The sequence below is a fragment of the Defluviimonas sp. SAOS-178_SWC genome (genome assembly GCF_039830135.1).
Taxonomy (GTDB): domain Bacteria; phylum Pseudomonadota; class Alphaproteobacteria; order Rhodobacterales; family Rhodobacteraceae; genus Albidovulum.
On record NZ_CP156081.1, the window covers coordinates 2,313,640 to 2,334,583 of the forward strand.

Here is a 20,944-nt window from a genome sequence, read left to right on the forward strand (position 1 = left end):
AGATACTTGTAAGAAAACTTTGCGCTGTTCCGCACATCGAGGGAAAGCATGCTCAAGGTCTCGCTACGCCAGATCAGCTACTTCGTTGCCGCCGCCGAGACGGGCAGCATCGCGGAGGCCGCGCGCCTGGCAAATGTCGCGCAACCGTCCGTGTCCTGGGCGATCCTGAAGATGGAGGAACTGCTCGACCTGGAGCTCTTCGTCCGCCAGCATGCCAAGGGGGTGTCCTTGACCGCCGCCGGGCATCGGCTGCTGCCGCAAGCCCGCAACCTTCTGCGCCAGGCCGAGGATTTCGAAGCGTTGGCGCGGGTCCAGGGCCACGAGCTGACCGGCACGCTGACGGTCGGATGCTATTCGACGCTCGCGCCCGTTTATTTGCCACGGATCATCGCCGAATTCGCGCGCCAGCACCCAAGGGTGAAGTTGGAGATTCACGAGGACACGGTCGACGACATGCTCGAGAAACTGACAACCGGCGAGATCGAGGTCGCGCTCGCCTACGACATTGATCTGCCGGACGAGTTCCTGAAACTCCGCATTCACACCGCCCCCCCGCAGGCCGTGTTGCCTGAGGGGCATCGCCTGCTCGACCGGCCCGCGGTGTCGCTCGCCGAGTTGCGCGACGAGCCTTTCATCCTGCTCAACTCAAAGCCGGCAGAGCGCTATTTCCTCACGCTGTTCGATGTCGTCGGAATTGCACCGCAGATCGCCCACACGGCACAATCCTTCGAGGTGGTTCGCAGCCTCGTCGGCCAGGGGCGCGGCTATTCGATCCTGGTGACGCGCCCGCTTTCGGACATGACCTATGACGGGATCAGAATCCACTACCGGCCGTTGACCGACGAGTTGCCCATGCAGCACATGTGCACGGTCCGGGCGCCGACATCCCGCCTGACACGTCGCTGCCAGACGTTCCAGGACATCTGCGTCAAGCTCTACTCGCCCAAGGGGCGGCCGCTTACAACCGCGTCGTGATGCATTTGACGCGATAATAGCTGGCCAGCGCGGCAAGGCCCTTCTCGCGTCCGAAGCCGCTCATCTTGGTGCCGCCGAAGGGCGTGGGCACGCCGCCGGCGAAATACTGGTTGATGAAGACCTGGCCGGCATCGACGTCGCGGGCAAACGCCATCGCGCGCGAGATGTCGCGGGTGTAGATGCCCGCGCAGAGTCCGAATTCGGTGCCGTTGGCGACCGCAATCGCCTCTTCGGGCGAATCCACGATCTGCACGGTCAGCACGGGGCCGAAGATCTCTTCCTGCACCACGCGGGCGTCCATGGGGGCATCGTCGATGATCGTCGGGGCGTAAAAATGTCCCTTCTCCATCCCTGCGGGCGACAGCCTGCGCCCACCGGCAACGACGTTGAGGCTGTTGGCCTTGCGGGCATCGTCGACAAAGCCCGCGACAAGCCCGACCTGCGCGGCCGAGACCAGCGGGCCGATCGCGGCATCGTCAAGTCCGTGGCCCGGCATCATCGCCTCGACCCGTGGAACCAGCCGCTCCATCATCGCGGCATGGACCTTGCGCTCGACCACCAGACGCGATCCGGCCGAGCAGACCTGGCCAGCATTCATGTAGATCGCCTTCAGCGTGCCCTCGACCGCTGCATCCAGATCGGCGTCGGCCAGAACCACAAGGGGCGACTTGCCGCCCAGTTCCAGCGTCACCGAGGCGACATGCGTGGCGGCGCTCTGCATGATGCCGATGCCGGTGGCGACCGATCCGGTGAAGGTGACATGCGCGATGTCGGGATGGGCGACCAGCGCGGACCCGGCCTCGCGCCCGTGGCCCGGCACGACGTTGTAGACCCCGGCCGGCAAGCCCGCCTCTTCAAGGATGTCGGCCATCAGGATCGAGGTCAGCGACGTCAGCGCGGCGGGCTTCACCACAGCGGTGCAACCCGCCGCCAGCGCCGGGGCGACGCCGCGCGCGGTCGTGGTCAGCGGAAAGTTCCAGGGGATGATATGGGCGGTGACGCCGACCGGCTCGTGCAGCGTGAAGGACATGTAGTCCGGCCCGAGCGGGATGCTGTCGCCCTGCAGCTTGTCGGCCATGCCGGCATAATATTCGAAATAGCTGGCCGAAGTCTCGATGTCGCCTTTCGCCTCGCGCAGCGGCTTGCCGCTGTCGAGCGTCTCGACCCGGGCCATCCGCTCGGCCTCGCGCCGCAGGATCGCCGCCGCGCGGGCCAGTACGCGCCCCCGCGCGGTCGGTGTCATCGACCGCCAGTCGCCCTTGAGCGCGGCGCGCGAATTCTCGACCGCGCGGCCGACATCGTCGGCGGTGGCGGCGGGGAAACTGCCGATCACCCGGCCGGTCGCCGGGTCCTCGGTCTGGATCCGGGCGCCGTTCGACGCCTCGATCCGCTCGCCGCCGATGACCATCTTGAGGTCGAGGTCGTCGGCGACGCTCCATTTGTCCATATGTGTCATGGCTGTTCCTTTCCCTTGACCTCCCCGATCGGCGCGTGGCCGAAGCGGCGCTATTGCCTGGCGAGTTCCGCCGCCAGGTCGTCGAGCGCGCGGCCGAAGCGGTCGAACATATCGTCGACCTGAATGTCGCCGATGATCAGCGGCGGGCAGAAGGCGAGCGTGTCGTTGACCAAAGCCCGCACGATCAGCCCGTGATCGGCGGCAAGCGCCATCGCCCGCGGTCCGACCTTGCGCGCCGGATCGAAGTTGCGCTTCGCCGCCTTGTCCTCGACGAGTTCCACCGCGCCGATCAGACCGAGACCGCGGGTCTCGCCCACCAGCGGATGATCTGCGAGGGCGTGCAACCGTCTCAGGAACCGTTTCGACACCGATTTGACATGGTCGCCGATCTTCAGGTCGTCGTAGACGCGCTGCGTCTCAAGCGCCACCGCGGCCGGCACCGGATGACCGGAATAGGTGAAGCCGTGGCCGAACATGCCAAATTTGCGGCTGCCCTCGAGCAACACCTGGTAGATCCTTTCCGACACCATCACGGCGCCGATCGGCTGATAGGCCGCCGACAGCGCCTTGGCCATCGAGATCAGGTCGGGTTTCAGACCGTAGGTCTCGGTCGCGAAACGGTCGCCGGTACGGAAGAAGCCGCTGATCACCTCGTCGACGATGAAGAGGATGTCATGACGCTCCAGGATCGGCCGGATCAGTTCGAAGTATCCCTTCGGCGGCTCGATCACGCCGCCGGCCCCGAGGAACGGTTCCGCGATGAACGCGGCGATGGTGTCGGGGCCCTCGGCCTCGATGAGCTGTTCCAGGTTCGCGGCAAGGCGCCTGGCGAAGTCCGCCTCGCTCTCGCCGTCCTCGCCGTAGTGATAGTGGTGCGGGCAGTCGGTGTGGATGATGTTCGCGATCGGCAGGTCGAAGGCGTTATGGGCATATTGCAGCCCTGTCAGGCTGGCGGCGGCGACAGTGATGCCGTGATAGGCGCCGCGCCGCGCGATGATCTTCTTCTTTTCTGGCCGGCCGAGGATGTTGTTGTAATACCAGACCAGCTTGACTTGGGTATCGTTCGCCTCCGACCCCGAATTGGTGAAGAAGACCTTCGACATCGGCACCGGCGCGTGTTCGATCAGGTAGTCGGCCAGTTCGATCGAAGGCTCAACCGCCTTGCTCGCGAAGTTGTGATAGAACGGCAAGGCCTCGAGCTGACGTGTCGCGGCGGCGACGAGCCGCTTCTCGCTGAACCCGAGCGACGCGCACCAAAGCCCGGAAAGCCCCTCGATATAGCGCTTGCCGTCGTCGTCGTAGACGTAGATCCCTTCGCCGCGGTTGAAGACGACCGGCCCGCTCTCCTCGAGCTGGGCGAGATTGGTGAACGGGTGAAGGTGATACTTCACGTCGCGGGCCTGAAGTGAGTTGGGGGTACTGTGTTTCATGTCGTCCTCCGAATATGCCGGCCGGGGTCAGCCGCGCGCCCTTTCCCCCTTGGGATCGAAGAACGCCTGCAGCGACGCCTGCGCCGGGTGGCGTTCGCCGGCGATTTCGATCTCGAAAGTGTTTTCGCGCAGAAGCGCGGCGGACACGCCGCCCTCGTGCCGGACATAGCCCATGCCGATCGCCCGGCCGAGCGTGAAGCTGTAGACACCGGAGCGAAGATAACCGACGACCTCGCCGTTCATCCGGATCAGTTCGTCCTTGTGCAGATCCGGCCCCGGATCCTCGAGGCAGAACATCACCAGGCGCTTGTTCAGAACCTGCCCGCGTTGCGGGGCGATCGCGTCAAGGCCGATGAACCCGCCCGGCTTGTCGAGCTTGACGGCAAAGCCAAGCCCCGCTTCATAAGGCGTGTCATCAGGCGTCAGGTCGAGGCTGAATTCGCGATAGGCGCGTTCCGAGCGCAGATGCTCCAGTGCGTGATATCCGGCGTGTTGCAGCCCGACGCCCGCACCGGCCGCAGCGATCCGGTCGTAGACGTCCTGGACAAATTCGGTGGGGACATAGAGCTCCCAGCCCAGTTCGCCGACGAAGGTCAGCCGGTTGGCCAGAACCCGGGCGTAACCGATGTCGATCTCGCGCGAACTGGCGAAGGGGAATGCCTCGTTCGACAGGTCGGCATCGGTCAAACCCTGTAGCAGGCCGCGCGATTGCGGCCCCTGCACCGACAGCACCGCCCAGCCCGAGGTGACGTCGCTCACCCACACCCGGTCATCGGGCGCGACATGCCGCTCGATCCAGGCCCGGTCGCGCGGCTGGAACGCCGCCGAGGAGACGACCATGTAACGGTCCTCGGCAAGGCGATTGACGGTGACGTCCACCTCGATCCCGCCCCGGCGATTCAGCATGTGGGTATAGACGATCCGCCCCGGTGCGACGTCCACGTCGTTGGCGCAGAGCCGTTGCAGCAGGCGGCAGGCGTCGCGGCCCTGCACAAGATGCTTGCCGAAGGAACTGAGGTCGAACAGTGCCACGTTCTCGCGCGTGGCGCGGCATTCGGCGGCGGTGTGTTCGTACCAGTTCGGCCGGTGCCAGGAATAGCGGTCGCGCGGCTCCACGCCGGCGGGCGCGTACCAGTTGGCGCGCTCCCAGCCGAGCGTCTCGCCGAAACAGGCCCCGCGCGCGGCGAGCCGGTCGTGCAGCGGGCTTTTCCGCGCGGGCCGGGCCGAATGGCGTTGCAGGTTCGGCCAGTGCATGTGGAAGATCGAACTCAGCGATTCCGCCGCGCGGGCCTCGACATAGGATGTGTTCATCTGGAACGGATGGAAGCGCGCCACGTCGACGTCGGCCAGATCCATCGTGGCTTCGCCTTCGACAATCCATTCCGCCAGTGCGCGCGATGCGCCCGGCGCCATCTCGAACCCTTCCGAGTTGTAGCCGGCGGAGACGAACAGCCCCGGCAGGCCCGGCACCTCGCCGATGGCGAAATTCGCGTCCGGCGTGAAGCTTTCGGGGCCGTTCATGAAATGGCTGATGCCCACCTTCTCAAGCGCCGGCACGGATTCGCAGGCCTTCGAATAGGGCAGCGCGAAATGGTCCCAGTCCTCGGGAAGTTCGATGAACTCCGCCCGCGCCGGCAGGGCACGCATCGGCAGCGGTTTCGCCTGCGGCTCGAAGGCGCCGACCAGAAGCTTGCCGGCATCCTCCTTGATGTAGACATAGCCGTCGGTGTCGCGCAGCACAGGCAGCCCGGGCTTGGCGATGTCGAGCGCGTCGGTCACGACGTAGAAATGTTCGCACGGGTTGAGCGGCACGACCGCCCCGAGCCGCGCCGCCAGCTCACGCGTCCACAGCCCGCAGGCCAGCACCAGCGTATCGCAGGTGATGGTGCCCTGGGGCGTGGTCACCCGGTAGCCGCCGGTCGCCCCCAGACGTGCGATGTCGGTGACCGGGCTGTTCTCGAACACCCGCGCCCCGTTCCTGCGCGCGCCGGCCATGAAGGCCATCACGGTATCGACGGCATTGAGCTGGCCGTCCTTGGGGATGAACAGCGCCCCCTCGACCACCGAGGTGTCAAGACCCGGGTAAAGCTCGCCCGCCTCGCGCGCGGTGATGAGATCGGCGGCGATGCCATATGTCTTGGCGATCGAGGCCCGGTGTTTCAATTCGTGCAAACGATCGGCGTTGCGCGCGATGGCCAGTGTGCCGTTCTGCTTGAACCCGGTGGACAAGCCGGTCTCCGCCTCCAACTCCGGATAGACCTCGGCGTTGAACCGCGACAGGTCGGTCATCGCATGGGTGGCGCGAATCTGCATGATCAGGCCGGCCGCGTGCCACGACGTGCCGCAGGTCAGTGTGCCGCGCTCGACAAGGACGATGTCGCGCTTGCCCAGCCGCGTGAGCTGCCAGGCAAGGCTCGCCCCCGCGACGCCGCCGCCGACGATCACGATTTCCGCATGTGTGGGTAGGTCGCCCGCCATCTTGTCACCGTTTGTGTTGACGTGCCCTGGCGCCGCAATCCAGCGCCCGGGCGATTTCACGGATCGTCAGGCTGTCCAGCCGCCGTCGATGGCCATTTCCTGGCCGGTGATGTTCTTCGAGTCGTCGCAGGACAGGAAGATGACCGCGTTGGCGATGTCCTCGGGATAGGTCACGCGGTGCAGTGGCATCTCGGACAGGTACTCATCGTAGACCTGCTCGTAGGTCCAGCCGCGCTTCTCGGCCTTCACCCGGCAGAGCTTTTCCATCCGCGGCGTTTCGACGATGCCCGGCATGATCGCATTGACGTTGATGTTGTATTCGCCGGCATCCAGCGCCGCCGACCGGGTCAGACCACGGACACCCCATTTCGAGGCGCTGTAGGCGGCGCGGTAGCGATAGCCGCGCAGGCCGGACCCGCCGCCGATATTGACGATCTTGCCGTAGCGCTGTTTGACCATCGTCGGCATCACATGTTTCATCGGCAGGAACGGGCCGATGATGTTCTTGCGCAGAAGATCGGTGAAATCGTCGGACTCAAGCTCCCAGACCGGGGTCTCGATCGGGCCGGTGGCGCCGGCGGCATTCACCAGCACGTCGATCCTGCCGTCGAAGAACTTGAGCGCGGCGGCGACGACCGCCTTGACGTCCTTCTCGATGGTGCAGTCGCCTTCCAGGAAGTCGACCTTGACGCCCTTGCCTTTCAACTCCTTGGCCAGTTCCTCGATCGGGCCACGCGTGCGGGCGGTGAGGAACAGTTCGGCCCCTTCGTCGGCGAGCTTGCGGGTGATGACACCACCCATGCCCTGTGCGGCGCCGGTGATGATGACTTTGCGGTTTTCGAGTTTCATGATTTCTCCTGTTTCCTCGCTTGTTCTGCCGGCACGCCGTATCCGCCGCCGCCGCTTGTTTTCATGATGACGCAATCGCCTTCGAAGAGCGTCACATGGGTCTTTCCGGAAATCTGACGACGCTCGCCGTTTGCCCGCTCTATGGTGATCTCGAACGGTTGGCCCGACTCGCCGCCCTGCAACCCGTAGGGCGGGATCACGGTGCGCTCGACCATGCTCGTCATCGCCATTTCGTGGGCGAGAATGCGGTAGTGGCGTTCCTGCCCCGGCCCGCCGCGATGCCGGCCCGCGCCACCGGACCCATGACGCAGCGCCTGGCGCTCGATCCGGATCGGGTAGAAGGTCTCGATCATTTCGGCGGGCGTGTTCATCACGTTCGACATGTGCGGACGCGCCGTCGGACAGCCGTCACGCTCGGCCCGTGCCCCCTCGCCGCCGGCATGGACCTCGTAGAGCGTGGTCCAGCCGCCGGTGCGCGGATCGGTGCCACCGAACAGCAGCAACCCCGAGGTCGTCGAACCGCCGGCGCTGAGCCGTTCCGGCACCACCGCCTCCATCGCCTTGAAGATCGCGTCGACCATGCGCTGCGAAGTCTCGTGGTTGCCGCCCACGACCGGCCGGCTCCAGGGCGGATGCACCAGCGAACCGGGCCGTGTGATGACCTTGAGCGGCCGGCCGCAACCGGCGTTGGGTTGGATGTCCGGCCCGGCGATCGCCTTCATCGCGTAAAAGACGCTGGCGCCCGCGGTGAACGGCGTGGCGTTGAGCGGCCCCTTGGCGGCGTCGTCCGTCTTGCTGAAGTCGAACGTCGCTTCATCACCGGCGATGGTGACGCGCACCCGCACCGCGATCGGATGATCGTCGATACCGTCATGGTCAAGGAAGTCCTCGCCGACATATTCGCCATCGGGAATCTCGGTGATGGCCGCGCGCATCTGGCGTTCGGACTGGTCATGAATGTCGGCAATCGCCGCCTGGACCGTCGCGGCGCCGTAGCTCGCGAACAGTTCCTGCAACCGCTCGTCGGCCGAACGGGTCGCCGCCATCTGCGCCAGGATGTCGCCCTCGCGCTCCTCGCTGCCGCGCACGTTGGCAAGGATCACGTCCAGCTTCTCGCGGTCGGTGCCCTCTTTGGTGAAGACGCGCAGCGGCGGAATTCGCAGCCCCTCCTGCCAGGCGTCGCGGGCGTCGGGAACGTAGCTTCCGGGCCGCGCGCCGCCGACATCGGCCCAGTGCGCCAGACAGACGGCGAACGCCTGAACCGCGCCCTCGGCAAAGACCGGGCGGATCGCCTTGACGTCGGGCAGGTGGTTGCCGCCGACCTCGGGCATGTTCAGGAACCACACGTCACCCGGTTGCAGCCGGCCCTTCGGGACGCGCTTCAGGAATTCCTGGACCGTCGACCCCATGATCCCGAGATGGGCCGGAATGTCGCGCCCCTGCGCGATCAGCCCACCATCGGCATCGGTCAGGGCCGAGGACAGATCGCCCGCCTCGCGCAAGAGCGGCGAGCGTGCCGAGCGCATGATGACCAGGGACATCTCCTCGGCGATCGCGGTCAGCGCGTTGCGGATGACCTCGGTCGTGAAGGGGTCGGGTCTGATGTTGACTTCGGGTTTCATGCTCGGTCCGCCTCCACGGCAATGTGCAGATGCTCGTGCGCGTCGACCCAGGCCGTCGCGCCAGGATCGACAATGATGGTCGACCAGGCATCCTCGATGATGGCCGGTCCGGCGACCTTCCAGTCCACCGGCAGGCGGTCACGGTCGTAGTAGGGGGTGTCGCGTTCGGTGCCGCCCTCGAACCAGCACTTGCGGAGCGCAACCGGCTCCGGCGCCGTATCCGCCGTGTGCGCGGCAAGCGCCGACAGGTCCTGTTTGGGCGGAGAGGACACCGTGACGCGCAGCGTGTCGATCTCCCACGCCTCGTCGGTCGCAAATCCGTAGAGCCGTTCGTGCGTGGCCTTGAAGGCCGCATCGACCGTCTTCAGGTCGTAGGGCGCGGCAAGCGAAATCTCGACCGCGTCGCTCTGCCCGGTGTAGCGCAGCAGCCCGGCCACCGCCACGCGCTGGTCTACGCGGGCGCAGCCCGCCCGCGTCAGCGGATCGGCAAGCCGGTCGGCCATCGCGTCCACGGTGGCCACCAGTTCCGCCGCGTTCCAGGCCTTGCTTTGCATGTGCAATGGTCGCTGCTCGGCATAGCTCATCTCGGCTGTCATGCAGCCGAAGGCGGAGAAGGCGCTGGAGAAGCGCGGCACCACGACCTTCCGGATGCCGAATTCGCGGGCCAGAGAGACCGCGTGCATCGGCCCGGCGCCGCCGAAGGCCAGCAGGGTGCAGGCGCGGGCATCGACCCCGTGCTCGACGGTAACGCGGCGGAGCGCGCGCGCCATGTTGGCGTTGGCCACCCGCCGCACACCCAGGGCGGCTTCGTGGATGGTGGTGCCGAAAGCCTCGGCCAGCGGGGCGAAGGCCTGCTCCGCCTTTTTCACATCGAGGCGCACGGTGCCGCCGAGTTCGCGACCCGACTCGATATAGCCGAGAATGATATTGGCGTCGGCCACCGTCGGCTGGGTTCCGCCCAGCCCGTAGCAGGCCGGTCCCGGACTGGCGCCGGCGCTGTCCGGTCCGACGCGCACGGCCGTTCCGTCGCGCCGCGCGATCGAGCCGCCGCCAGCGCCGATGGTTTCGACGGCCACCATCATCTGCCGGATCGGATAGCCCGCCATGCGCTGGTTGCTGTCGATCTGCACCTTGCCGTCGACGATGATGCTGACATCCGTCGTGGTACCGCCCATGTCGAACGAGATGACATGGTCGAGATCGAGCCGCCGCGCCACCGACGCCGCCGCCGCGACGCCCGCCGCGGGCCCCGACAGCGCGAGGGCCAGGGGCCGCGACGAGATTGAGGCCGCCGAGGCCATGCCGCCGGCCGAATGGAACATGTGCAGCCCGGTCTGCGAGCCGATCCGGTCAAGAAGCCGTTCGAGGTAGCGTGCGACGAGCGGCATCAGCGCGGCGTTCATCGCCGTCGAATTCGTCCGCTCGTATTCGCGCGGTTCGGGATTGAGCTGATGCGAAAGCGCCACATATGGCACGATGCCCTTCAGGCCGTCGCCGATCCGCGACTCGTGCGCGCCGTTCTGGTAGCTGTGGATCAGCGAGATTGCCACCGACTCCACCCCGAAGGCCCTCACATCGCGTGCCAGCCGCGCAATCTCCTCGTCGCTCAGCGGCGTGATCGCGTCGCCCTGGGCGTCGATGCGCTCTTTCGCCTCAAGACGGCGGTCTCCGGGAACCAGCGGTTCGGGACGTGGCGTCACGGCCATCTTGTAAAGTTCGCGCCGGTTCTGCCGGCCGATGTCGAGAACCTCGGCAAATCCCTCGGTGGCGATCAGCGCGATCGGCGCCAGCCGGCCTTCGACGATGGCGTTGGTCGCCATGGTCGTGCCATGCATGATGTCGGTCACATCGGGAAGTTCAAGCCCGACCGATCCGCAGGCGGCGAGGATGCCCTCGACCGGATCGGTCTGGCTCAACACTTTCGCCATCCTGACGCTGCCGGCCGCGGGATTCACCGCGACCACGTCCGTGAAGGTTCCGCCGATATCTATCCCCAGCTGCCAGGCTGCCGTCATGATTCAGTCCCCAATTCAACCCTGCGCATCGCCGCTGCCGGCAATCACGCTCGTTGGGGTCAACATCACATTGCGAGCAGCATCAGATAAAATATGTTATACTTTCTTATAGAATAGATAGTTTCTATGCAGAGGTTCGGTTGCGGACGCCCGCTTCGGTTCGCACACGAATTGGTACCTGATCTGCTTTTGCCCGGCCGTGATCGGTCAGGCGCGGTGTCGCCCCGGATGCGTCCGGGTCAATGTGCTGGCGGTACTCGCCAACCAGCCCCATCCGAGGGCCGCAATAAAGCGGTCCGGCGGCCTGCAAGCGCTGGCCGCCGGGGGTGTGATGTCTCGAATCTCGGAACGCGTTCGCCGACGCAATTACGCGCCTTCAAGCCCGCGCCGCTTCGAGCGCGCGCCAGATTCGTTCCGGCGTGATCGGCATTTCGAACACTCGCACGCCGATCGCGTCGGCGATGGCGTTGGCGACGGCCGGTGCGACGGGGGTCATCGACGGCTCGCCGATCCCCTTGGCCCCGAACGGGCCGAGACCGCTGCGCGATTCAAGGATGATCGATTCGACCGGCGGCATGTCCATCGCCGTCGGCATCAGGTATTCGCTGAACGACGGCGTGATCAGGCGGCCTTCCTTGTAGAGCATTTCCTCGCTCAGCGCGTAGCCGAGGCCGTTCTGGACGCCGCCGTGGATCTGACCCTCGACCGCGGCGCGGTTGATGCACTGGCCGACATCGTGGGCAGCGACGGATTTCAGCACCGTCACCTCGCCGGTCTCGGTATCGACCGCGACTTCGATCGCATGCGCCCCGTAGGCATAGTCTGGATGTGCCTGCCCCTGCCCGGTCTCGGGGTCGAGCACATCGGTGAACGGCGCGCGGAAGATGGCAAGTTCGGACCGGTGCACACCGCGCGACGCGCAGACCTTGACCAGTTCGGCAAGGCCCATGCACCGCTCGGGATCATCGGTGACGAAGACACGGTTGAACTCCATGCCGATCTGCGCGGGCGCCGCCCCGAACAGCTCCGCCGCCACGTCGGCCAGCCGGTCGCGCACCGCCTGCGCGGCGAGTCGCGCGGCATTGCCGGTCATATAGAGCGCGCGCGACGCGGTGGTGGTGCCGGCGAGCGGCGTCACCTGCGAATCCGAGTTGTAGACGGTCACATTGGGCAGCGTCACGCCAAGCACCTCTGCCGCGATCTGCGCCAGCGACGACGCCTGCCCGGCGCCTATATCGGTGACGCCCGAACGCACGGTCACGGTGCCGTCCATCTCGATGCCGACCCAGGCTTCGGAGGTGTCGTGCAGGAAGGTCAGGCGGCCATAGCTCTGCTGGCAGGCGGCGATGCCGCGGCCGATCCTCACCGACCCGCCCGGTGCGGGTGTCGGCTCTCCCAGCGCCTGCCAGGCGAGATCGGCGCATTTCTCGGTCCAGATCGCGCTTGGCGGCACGAAGCCGGTGGAGATCGCATCGCCGGTCTGAAGGTAGTTGCGGCGGCGGAACTCCAGCGGATCCATGCCGATCGCGCGGGCGGCCTCGTCCATCTGCTGCTCATAGGCGGCAGCGGCCTGGATGCCGCCGAACCCGCGGAATGCCGAGGTGAACATGTTGTTCGTGGCCACCGCGCGGGCGAAGACGTTGAGGTTGTCGACCCGGTAGGGCCCCGGCGCATTGACCGCGCAGTAGAGCAGCACGTAGGGGCTGAGATAGACATAGGCGCCGGCATCGGCGATGACCTGCACGTCGAGCGCGGTGATCCTGCCGTCGCGGGTCACGCCGGTGCGGTATTTCAGCTTCATCGCATGGCGGTTGCCGTGGCCGACGAAGGAATCCTCGCGGCTGAACTCAAGCCGCACCGGCTTGCGCGTCTTCTGCGCGAGAACCGCCAGATAGGTCTCGACGGTCACGTCCTCCTTGCCGCCGAAACCGCCGCCGACAAGCGCGCCCATGATCCTGAGCTTGTTGTGCGGCACGCCGACGGCATCGGCCACGGCGCGGAAATGTTCGATCACCTGGGTGCTGACGCGGATGGTGATGACCTCGTTCTCGTCGATCCAGGCAAGCCCCACCTCGGGTTCAAGAAAGGCGTGTTCCTGAAAGGGCGTGACATAGGTGTTCTCGACGATCGCGTCGGCGGCGGCAAAGCCCGCCTCGGAGTCGCCCTTGCGGATCTTGTGGGTGGCGACGACATTGTCGGTGCCCTGAACGACCGGCGCGCCGGGCTTCATGGCCTCTTCGGGGTCGTAGACGCCGGGGATCGGCTCCAGCTCGAACTCGATCAGGCGGCGCGCCTTCTCGGCGATGTCGGCCGTCTCGGCGGCGATCAGCGCGAGCGGCTCGCCGAAATAGCGCACCCGTTCCTTGACGAGGATCTGCTGGTCGGTCTTCAGCCGGTCACGCCCGGTCTGGCCGGGAATGTCGGTGGCGATGGTGCGGTCGGGCATGTCTGCGGCGGTCAGCACGCAGGCCACGCCCGGCAACGCGCGCGCCTTCGACACGTCGAGCCGCTTCAGCCGGGCGCTCGCGATATCGGCGCGCAGCACCTTGGCATGCAGCATGCCCGGCATCACGTAGTCGCCGGCATAGGGCGTGCGCCCCGTGGTCTTGCCCGGCGCATCGGTGCGGGTCAGCGACTTGCCGACCTGGCTGAACCTCAGATTGGGCTGGGTCGTGTCATGGGCGGTCATATCGTCTCTCCCGTCTGGCGCATCACGGCGGCGGCGGCCTGGACGGCCTCGAAGATCTTCACGTAGCCGGTACAGCGGCAGAGATTGCCGCTCAGCGCGATGCGCAGTTCGTCGTCGCTCGGCGCCGGGTTCTTGCGCAGCAGGGATTCCGAGGCGATGATCATGCCGGGTGTGCAGTAACCGCACTGCGCCGCGCCAAGCTCGGCGAAACTCTGCTGGAGCGGATGGGGTGCTTCCGGCGTGCCGAGGCCCTGCAGGGTCGTGATCTCCCGCCCTTCCGCAGACCGGGCCAGCGTCAGGCAGCTATCGACCGCCTCGCCGTCGACTAGGACGGCGCAGGCGCCGCAGTCGCCCTTTTCGCAGCCGCATTTGACATCGACATGGCCAAGCCCGCGCAGCGCCTCGAGAAGCGTCCTGTGCGGCGGCACCTCGGCGGTTTCGTCGCACCCGTTGATGCGAAGCGTGATCGTCTTTTCCGTGCCCATCTTTCGCACTCCCTCATTTTCCGGCCTGAACGGCGCTGTTGACCAACCGCGCCACGAGAACCTCGACCATCTTTCGCCGGTATTCCCCGGTGGCGCGGACATCGTCGATGGGGCTGCATTCCTCTGCCGCGATGCGCGCCGCCTCGGCGATCCGCTCCGCCGTCGGCGCTTCGCCCTCGAGCACGCCTTCTGCCTTGCGGGCGCGTATCGGGCACGGCGCGACCGAGCCGAGCGCGATCCGCACCCCGGCGCAGCACCCCTCCTTGCGGCCGAGGCCGACCGCGACGCCGACAACGGTGATGGCATCGCCCTTGCGGCGGGCCAGCTTGTAGAAGCTGCCGAACGTGCCCTTCACCGGCACCGGCCAAGAGATCGCGGTGATCAATTCGTCGGGCGCCCTCTGATCCGCCTTGTAGCCGGTGTAGTAGTCGCAGAGCGCGACCGTCCGGCTGCCGCGCGCGCCGGTCAGCGTGACCTCGGCATCGAGTGCCAAGAGCGGCGGAACCAGATCCGCGGCGGGTGAACCGCAGGCGATGTTTCCCGCCACGGTCGCGGCGTTGCGCACCATCTGACCGGCGAAGACGCGCGCCGCGTCCCCAAGCGCGGGGGCGGTCCTCGCGATCTCGTCCGAGGCGAGCAGCTCGCTTATCGTGGTGCGTGGCCCGAGCGTCACGCGCCCGCCTTCGACACTGATGCCGCGCAGCCCGCCGATACGGCCGAGATCGACGATCCGGTGCGGCGCGAGGCGCTGCGAACGCACATCGACAAGCACGTTGGTTCCACCGGCAAGCGGCACCGCACGCTTGCCGGCGGCTGCCAGGACTTTCACCGCCTCCTGCAATGTCTCCGGAATAGTCAGATCGAATTCGCCATACATGGTCTTGTCCTCATCCCTTGTCGTCAGATGCGCGCCGTGATGCACTTCACCTGGTAATGGGCCGCGAGTGCCGCGAGTCCCTTCTCGCGCCCGAAGCCCGAGAGCTTGGTTCCGCCGTCGCCTTGTGCAGCGTGACGGCATGTAGTCCGGCTTCGGCGGGATGCGGCCACGGTCAGACGTCCCACCCGCCGTCAACGGCGATGTGCTGGCCAGTGATCTGGCGCGCGTCCTCCGAGGCGAGGAAGAGCACCGCGTTGGCGATGTCCTGGCCAAGCGTCACCCGCTTCAGCGCCATGTCCTGGACGTATTCCTCGTAGACCTGTTCGACGGTCCAGCCACGGACCTTGGCCTTGCCCTCGCAGAGCTTCATCATCCGCGGCGTCTCGACGATGCCGGGGCAAACCGCGTTGACGTTGATGTTGTGGGGGCCAAGTTCCAGGGCCACGGTCCGGGTGATGCCGCGCACCGCCCATTTCGAGGCACTGTAGGAGGTGCGCATCGGATAACCCCTGAGCCCCGACGTGCCCGAGATGTTGACGATCTTGCCTTCCTTCTGCGCAATCATGGTCGGCACAACATGCTTGATCGGCAGGAAGGTGCCGCGTTCGTTGGCGATAATCACATAGTCGAAATCGTCGACCTTGATGTCCTGCACCGGCGTCTCGATCGGGCCGGTGACGCCGGCGACGTTGACGAGGATGTCGATCCGGCCATCGAAGAGCTCGAGCGCCTTTCTGACCATTGCCGCGACCTGATCCTCCTCGATCACATCGCAGGCGACGACGTGCGCCTTGCGGCCGAGGTCGCGGACCTTCCCGGCCACATCGTCGAGGGCGGCGGTATCGCGCGCGGTCAGGACGATGTCGCAGCCCTCGCGCGCCAGCGTGGTGGTGATGTCGGCGCCCATGCCCTTGGCGGCGCCCGTGACGATGGCCTTCTTGTTCTTCAGTTTCATGCGAGTTCACTCCTCTGGTTCGTGGATTCCTGTTTGATCTCTGCTCCGGCAGGCGGGCCGTAGCCACCTCCGCCGCAACTTTCGACGATCACCCGGTCGCCGGGGCCGAGCCGGATGTTGGCCTTGCCGGGCAGGTCGTAGGCGTCGCCTTCCCTCGGCCTGACCTCGACGCGGAAGCAGGCGCCCGGCTTGCCGCCGTCAAGCCCGTAGGGCGGGATCACCCGGCGCTCGAACATCGACGTTACCGACATGTCCTCGCACAGGATCCGGTAGACCCGGTGCAGCCCGTCGCCGCCGCGATGCCGCCCCGCCCCGCCGGAGCCGCGGCGCAGCGCCTGGGCCTCGATCATCAGGGGATATTCCGCCTCGATCACCTCGGCCGGCGTGTTCATCACATTCGACATGTGCACCCGGATCACCGGCGCCCCGTCGCGGTCGGCGCGCGCGCCCTCGCCGCCGCCATGGGTCTCGTAGAGCGTGGTCCAGACGCCGTCGGCCCGCCGCCCGCCGAAGAGGATCAGGCCCGAGGTCGTCGGCCCGCCGGCCGTAACCCTTTCCGGCACGACACCGGCGAAGGCACGGAACACCGCATCGGCGATCCGCTGCGAGGTCTCGTGGTTGCCGCCGACGACCGGCTTGTCCGGCCCCGGGTCCAGAACGCTGCCGGGCCGTGTGATGATCTCGAACGGGCGGTAGCAGCCGCCGCTCGGCTGGATCTCCGGCCCGAAGAGCGCCTTCATCACGTAAAAGACCGAGGCGGCGGTGATGAAAGGCGTGGTGTTGACCGGCCCGCGCGCCGCATCGTCACAGCCGCTGAAATCGAAGCGCGCGGTCGCGCCCGCGATCCGCACGCGGACCCGGATCGCCAGGGGACCGCCCCCGCCGGCATCGTCGTCAAGAAAGTCTTCGCCTTCGTAATCGCCGTCGGGGATCGCGACGATCGCCGCGCGCATCTGCGCCTCGGCGCGGTCGTGGATCGCCGCCATGGCCGCCCGAAGCAGCCCCGTCCCGTGCTGGCGCGCGATCTCCTGCAGGCGCAGCTCGGCCGCCCGCGTCGCGGCCACCTGAGCGAGGATGTCGCCCCTGCGTTCCGGCGCGCCGCGCACATTGGCCAGGATGATGCCGAGCTTCTCTTCGTCCGCGCCGGCCGCGGTGAAGACGCGCAAGGGCGGAATTCGCAGCCCTTCCTGCCAGGCGTCGGTCGCACCCGCAACGTAGGAGCCGGGCACCGCGCCGCCGATATCGGCCCAGTGCGCGAGGCTGACCGCGAAGGCCGCAAGGTCGCCGCCGATGAAGACCGGGCGTATCGCCTTGACGTCGGGCAGATGGTTGCCGCCGATGGCGGGGATGTTCAGGAACCACACGTCGCCGGGGGCGAGCCTTTTCTTCGGCACCAGCCGCAGGAATTCCCGAACCGTGAAGCTCATCACCCCCATATGCATGGGCACGTCGCGCCCCTGGGCGATGAGGAAGCCGTCGGCATCGGTGATCACCGAGGAATGGTCGCCCGCCTCGCGCAGAAGCGGCGAGCGGGCCGAGCGCATGACGACGAGCGATATTTCCTCGGCCGCGGCGATGAGCGCGTTGCGGATCACCTCGAGCGTCACGGGATCGATGCGGAACGTCATTGGCTCACTCCGGTCAGGATGTGCAGATGCCCGCGGTCGTCGGCCGATGCGCTGGCGTCCGGGGGAATGACGATCGTGGCGGAGGCATCCTCGACGATGGCCGGGCCGGCGATGATCTGGCCGGCACCGATATCGTCGCGGCGATAGCGCGGCGTCGGCACCGGACCGGAGGCGTCGAAGACGCAGGGCCGGATCTTGACCGGCCGCGCGGCAGTGCCGGCCATCGCCGGCATGCCCAGCGGGCCGCGCCCGTGCGGCACCGCCGCGCGCATGCGGATCGCCTCGAGTTGCCAGGGCTCGTCCGTGGCGTAGCCGAAAAGCCGTTCGTGCAGCGCGACAAACCGGCGACCGAGCGCCTCGGGGTCGGCGAAATCGGGATCGGGAACCTCGATCGCGTAGCTCTGGCCGCTGTAGCGCAGTGCCGCCACCTCGCGCGTGACGATGTCGGCATCGCCGAAGCCTGCGGCGCGGAGCGGCGCGGAGATCGTCCCGCTGAGGTCGCGCCGAATCCTCCCCAGCACCGCGACGTCCCAGTCGCCGACCGCCATCCGCACCGTCTGCTGCTGCGCATAGGACATCTCGGCGCTGACGCAGCCGAGCGCCGAAAAGACACTCGAATGCGCGGGCACGATGACGCGGGACATGCCGAAGGCGCGCGCCACCGCGACCGCATGCATCGGCCCCGCGCCGCCGAAGGCGACAAGCGTCGCCTCGCGCCCGTCGATGCCGTGTTCGACCGTGGAGCGACGCAGCGCCTGCATCATCGCGGCGTTTGCGAACTCGATCACGCCAAGCGCGGCCTGCTCGACCGGGCGACCAAGCCCGGCGGCGAGCGGCGCCATCGACTCGCGCGCGCGCCCGGGGCTGAGCCTGAGACCATCGCCGAGGGTCTTTTCAGGCTCCAGATAGCCGAGAATGAGGTTCGCGTCGCTGACCGTCGGCAGCGTCCCGCCGCGTCCGTAGCAGGCCGGGCCGGGGAACGACCCGGCGCTGTCCGGCCCGACGCGAAGCGTGCCGTGATCCAGCCGGGCGATGGAGCCGCCGCCGGCGCCGATCGAATCGACGGCGATCATCGGCTGGCGCAGCGGCCGCCCGCCAAGCTCCCGGTCGCTCGACACCTGCGCCTGGCCCTCGCGGATCAGGCAGATGTCGGTGGTCGTGCCGCCCATGTCGAAGCTGATCGCAAGGTCGAGCCCGAGATCACGGGCGAGCGTGCTTGCGGCGACGACACCGGCCGCCGGGCCCGACATCGCCATCGCCAGCGGCAGGTCGCGCAGCGCACTGGGAGAGGCCATGCCGCCGGCGGAATGGAAGAGGTGCAGATGGGTGGTCTTGGGACAGATGGCTTCCAGCCGGTCGAGATAGTCGCCGACCAGGGGCATCAGCCCGGCGCTGAGCGCAGTGGTCGCGGTGCGTTCGTACTCGCGCGCCTCGGGATTGATCCGGTGCGACATGGCGACGAAGGGCACGCGGTCCTTCAGCGCCGCGGCCAAGCGTCGTTCGTGGGCGCCGTTGGCATAGGAATGCAGCAGCGACACCGCCACCGCCCGAACGCCGGATTCGGCGATCCGCTCCGCCACCTTGGCGATACCGGCCCCGTCCACCGGCTCGATCTCCGCCCCGGTGTGATCGAGGCGCCCGCCGATCTCCATGCGCCGCGCCTCGGGTACTTGCGGCGTTGGCTTCGACTGCAGATCCAGCCGGTAGAGATGGCGCCGGTTCTGCCGCCCGATCGCCAGCGTGTCGGCAAACCCCCGCGTCGCCACCAGCGCCACGTCGGCCAGCCGGTCCTCGACGATCGCGTTGGTAACCATGGTCGTGCCGTGGATCAGGTCACCGACATCCTCCCAGCCAAGCCCGACCGCATCGAGCGCGGCGATAAGGCCCAGAACACGGTCGTCGGTGCGCGTGTCGACCTTCGCCGTCCTGATCGCGCCGTCGGGCGCGACGGCTACGACATCGGTGAAGGTGCCGCCGATGTCGATGCTAACCCGCCAGCCGCCGCCCATCTCTTCGCCCTCCCCGCGCATGGCGTCTCAGGCCCCGATCTCGAAGACCGCCAGCGCATCGTCGAGCGCGCGGCCGAGTGCGTCGAAAAGCTCGTCGATCTGCGGCTCGGCGATGATCAGCGGCGGACAGACCGCGATCGTGTCGTTGATCAGCGGCCGCACGATCAGCCCGTGTTCCTGGGCACGGTTCGCCACCCACGGGCCGACCTTGCGCGCGGGGTCGAAGTTACGCCGCGCCGCCTTGTCCTCGACCAGTTCCAGCCCGCCGATCAGCCCGACGCCGCGCGCCTCGCCGACCAGCGGGTGATCGCCGAGCGCCCGCAGCCGCGACTGGAAGCGGCCCGCCACACGGCCCACATGCGCCCCGGTATCGTCGGCGTCGTAGATGCGCTGGGTCTCCAGCGCGACCGCCGCCGGCACCGGATGGCCGGAATAGGTAAAGCCGTGACCGAAGAGCCCGAAGCGGCGGCTGCCCTCGACCAACACCTCGTGGACCTCGTCGGAGATCATCACGGCGCCGATCGGCTGGTAGCCCGCCGACAACGCCTTGGCCATCGAGATCATGTCGGGGCGCAGCCCGTAGGTGTCGCAGCCAAGCAGCCCGCCGGTGCGGTGGAATCCGGTGATGACCTCGTCGGCGATGAACAGGATGTCGTGCTGCCTGAGAAGCGGCTGGATCGCCTCGAAATAGCCCGCAGGCGCGGGAATGACACCGCCGGCGCCCAGCACCGGCTCGGCGATGAAGGCGGCGATCGTCCCGGGACCCTCGCGCTCGATCAGCTGTTCCAGTTCGCAGACGAGGCGCGAGGTGAACTCGGCCTCGCTCTCGTTCTCGCGGGCCTGGCGGTAGTAGTGCGGGCAGGTCACGTGCAGGATGCCCGGCAGCGGCACGTCGAACGCATTGTGGGCATATTGCATGCCGGTCAGGCTCGCCGCCGCGAGTGTTATGCCGTGATAGGCGCCGCGCCGGGCGATGATCTTCTTCTTCTCCGGCCGGCCGCGCAGGTTGTTGTAGTAGCGGACCAGCTTGACCTGGGTGTCGTTCGCCTCTGACCCGGAATTGGTGAAGAACACCTTGCCCATCGGCGCCGAGACCCGGTTCACCAGATAGTCGGCAAGCTCGATCGCGGGCTCCACCGCCTTGTGGGCGAAGTTGTGATAGAACGGCAGGTCGCGCATCTGCCGCATCGCCGCATCGACCAGACGCGATTCAGAGAAGCCGAGCGACGCGCACCAGAGCCCGGCCAACCCCTCGATATAGCGCCGCCCCGCGTCGTCGATGACGTGGATGCCGTCTCCGCGCGCGAAGACCGTGGGGTCGCAATCGGGATGCGCCGCCAGATTGGTAAAGGGATGCAGATGCGAGCGCTTGTCGCGGGCATGTACGGAGTTCACGAGGGCGTCCATTGCCAATTTCCTATTTTCGGAAGTTTATTCTGTTTATAAGAAATCTGTGGCTGCCATCGCGATTCGGTC

Annotated in this window: 14 protein-coding genes; 1 reads left to right on the plus strand and 13 read right to left on the minus strand. The window is 67.2% G+C overall.

Translation table 11 applies throughout. From position 1 onward, the window contains the following. The first annotated feature begins 48 nt into the window (after positions 1-48). Entirely contained in the window at positions 49-975 is a 927-nt protein-coding gene (locus V5734_RS12200; protein WP_347309920.1) for a LysR substrate-binding domain-containing protein, read from the plus strand. On the opposite strand, the gene V5734_RS12205 is transcribed toward V5734_RS12200, so the two are convergent. The 13 genes from V5734_RS12205 to V5734_RS12265 form a co-directional block, all read right to left on the minus strand. Beyond that, positions 959-2,431 (minus strand): aldehyde dehydrogenase family protein, encoded by a 1,473-nt coding sequence (locus V5734_RS12205; RefSeq protein ID WP_347309921.1) that lies wholly within the window; start codon positions 2,429-2,431, stop codon positions 959-961. The two genes, V5734_RS12200 and V5734_RS12205, sit on opposite strands and share 17 nt — an antisense overlap. A 50-nt stretch (positions 2,432-2,481) precedes the next feature. After that, entirely contained in the window at positions 2,482-3,861 is a 1,380-nt protein-coding gene (locus V5734_RS12210) for an aspartate aminotransferase family protein (RefSeq protein WP_347309922.1), read from the minus strand. A 27-nt stretch (positions 3,862-3,888) separates the two neighbouring features. Further along, entirely contained in the window at positions 3,889-6,339 is a 2,451-nt protein-coding gene (locus V5734_RS12215) for a GcvT family protein (RefSeq protein WP_347309923.1), read from the minus strand. 66 nt (positions 6,340-6,405) lie between these two features. Continuing rightward, entirely contained in the window at positions 6,406-7,188 is a 783-nt protein-coding gene (locus V5734_RS12220; protein ID WP_347309924.1) for an SDR family NAD(P)-dependent oxidoreductase, read from the minus strand. Then, the gene (locus V5734_RS12225; protein WP_347309925.1) at positions 7,185-8,810 is read right to left on the minus strand and encodes a hydantoinase B/oxoprolinase family protein; all 1,626 of its coding nucleotides are present in this window, start codon (positions 8,808-8,810) and stop codon (positions 7,185-7,187) included. Before V5734_RS12225 ends, V5734_RS12220 begins: the two co-directional genes overlap by 4 nt. Continuing rightward, positions 8,807-10,825, minus strand: a complete 2,019-nt coding sequence (locus V5734_RS12230) for a hydantoinase/oxoprolinase family protein (protein ID WP_347309926.1) — start codon at positions 10,823-10,825, stop codon at positions 8,807-8,809. The genes V5734_RS12225 and V5734_RS12230 overlap by 4 nt, the downstream gene beginning before the upstream one ends. 376 nt (positions 10,826-11,201) lie before the next feature. Then, positions 11,202-13,514 (minus strand): xanthine dehydrogenase family protein molybdopterin-binding subunit, encoded by a 2,313-nt coding sequence (locus V5734_RS12235; protein WP_347309927.1) that lies wholly within the window; start codon positions 13,512-13,514, stop codon positions 11,202-11,204. After that, positions 13,511-13,999 carry a (2Fe-2S)-binding protein gene (locus tag V5734_RS12240; RefSeq protein ID WP_347309928.1) on the minus strand — a complete coding sequence of 163 codons (489 nt, stop codon included), beginning with the start codon at positions 13,997-13,999 and terminating at the stop codon, positions 13,511-13,513. Before V5734_RS12240 ends, V5734_RS12235 begins: the two co-directional genes overlap by 4 nt. 13 nt (positions 14,000-14,012) lie before the next feature. Next, complete coding sequence (locus V5734_RS12245) at positions 14,013-14,876, minus strand: FAD binding domain-containing protein (RefSeq protein WP_347309929.1); 864 nt, start codon at positions 14,874-14,876, stop codon at positions 14,013-14,015. 172 nt (positions 14,877-15,048) lie between these two features. Beyond that, positions 15,049-15,831, minus strand: a complete 783-nt coding sequence (locus tag V5734_RS12250) for an SDR family NAD(P)-dependent oxidoreductase (protein ID WP_347309930.1) — start codon at positions 15,829-15,831, stop codon at positions 15,049-15,051. Then, entirely contained in the window at positions 15,828-17,459 is a 1,632-nt protein-coding gene (locus V5734_RS12255) for a hydantoinase B/oxoprolinase family protein (RefSeq protein ID WP_347309931.1), read from the minus strand. Before V5734_RS12255 ends, V5734_RS12250 begins: the two co-directional genes overlap by 4 nt. Next, entirely contained in the window at positions 17,456-19,489 is a 2,034-nt protein-coding gene (locus V5734_RS12260) for a hydantoinase/oxoprolinase family protein (protein ID WP_347309932.1), read from the minus strand. Before V5734_RS12260 ends, V5734_RS12255 begins: the two co-directional genes overlap by 4 nt. Before the next feature lie 6 nt (positions 19,490-19,495). Continuing rightward, on the minus strand, positions 19,496-20,875 hold the full coding sequence (locus tag V5734_RS12265) for an aminotransferase (RefSeq protein WP_347309933.1): 1,380 nt from the start codon (positions 20,873-20,875) through the stop codon (positions 19,496-19,498). Positions 20,876-20,944 lie beyond the last annotated feature (69 nt).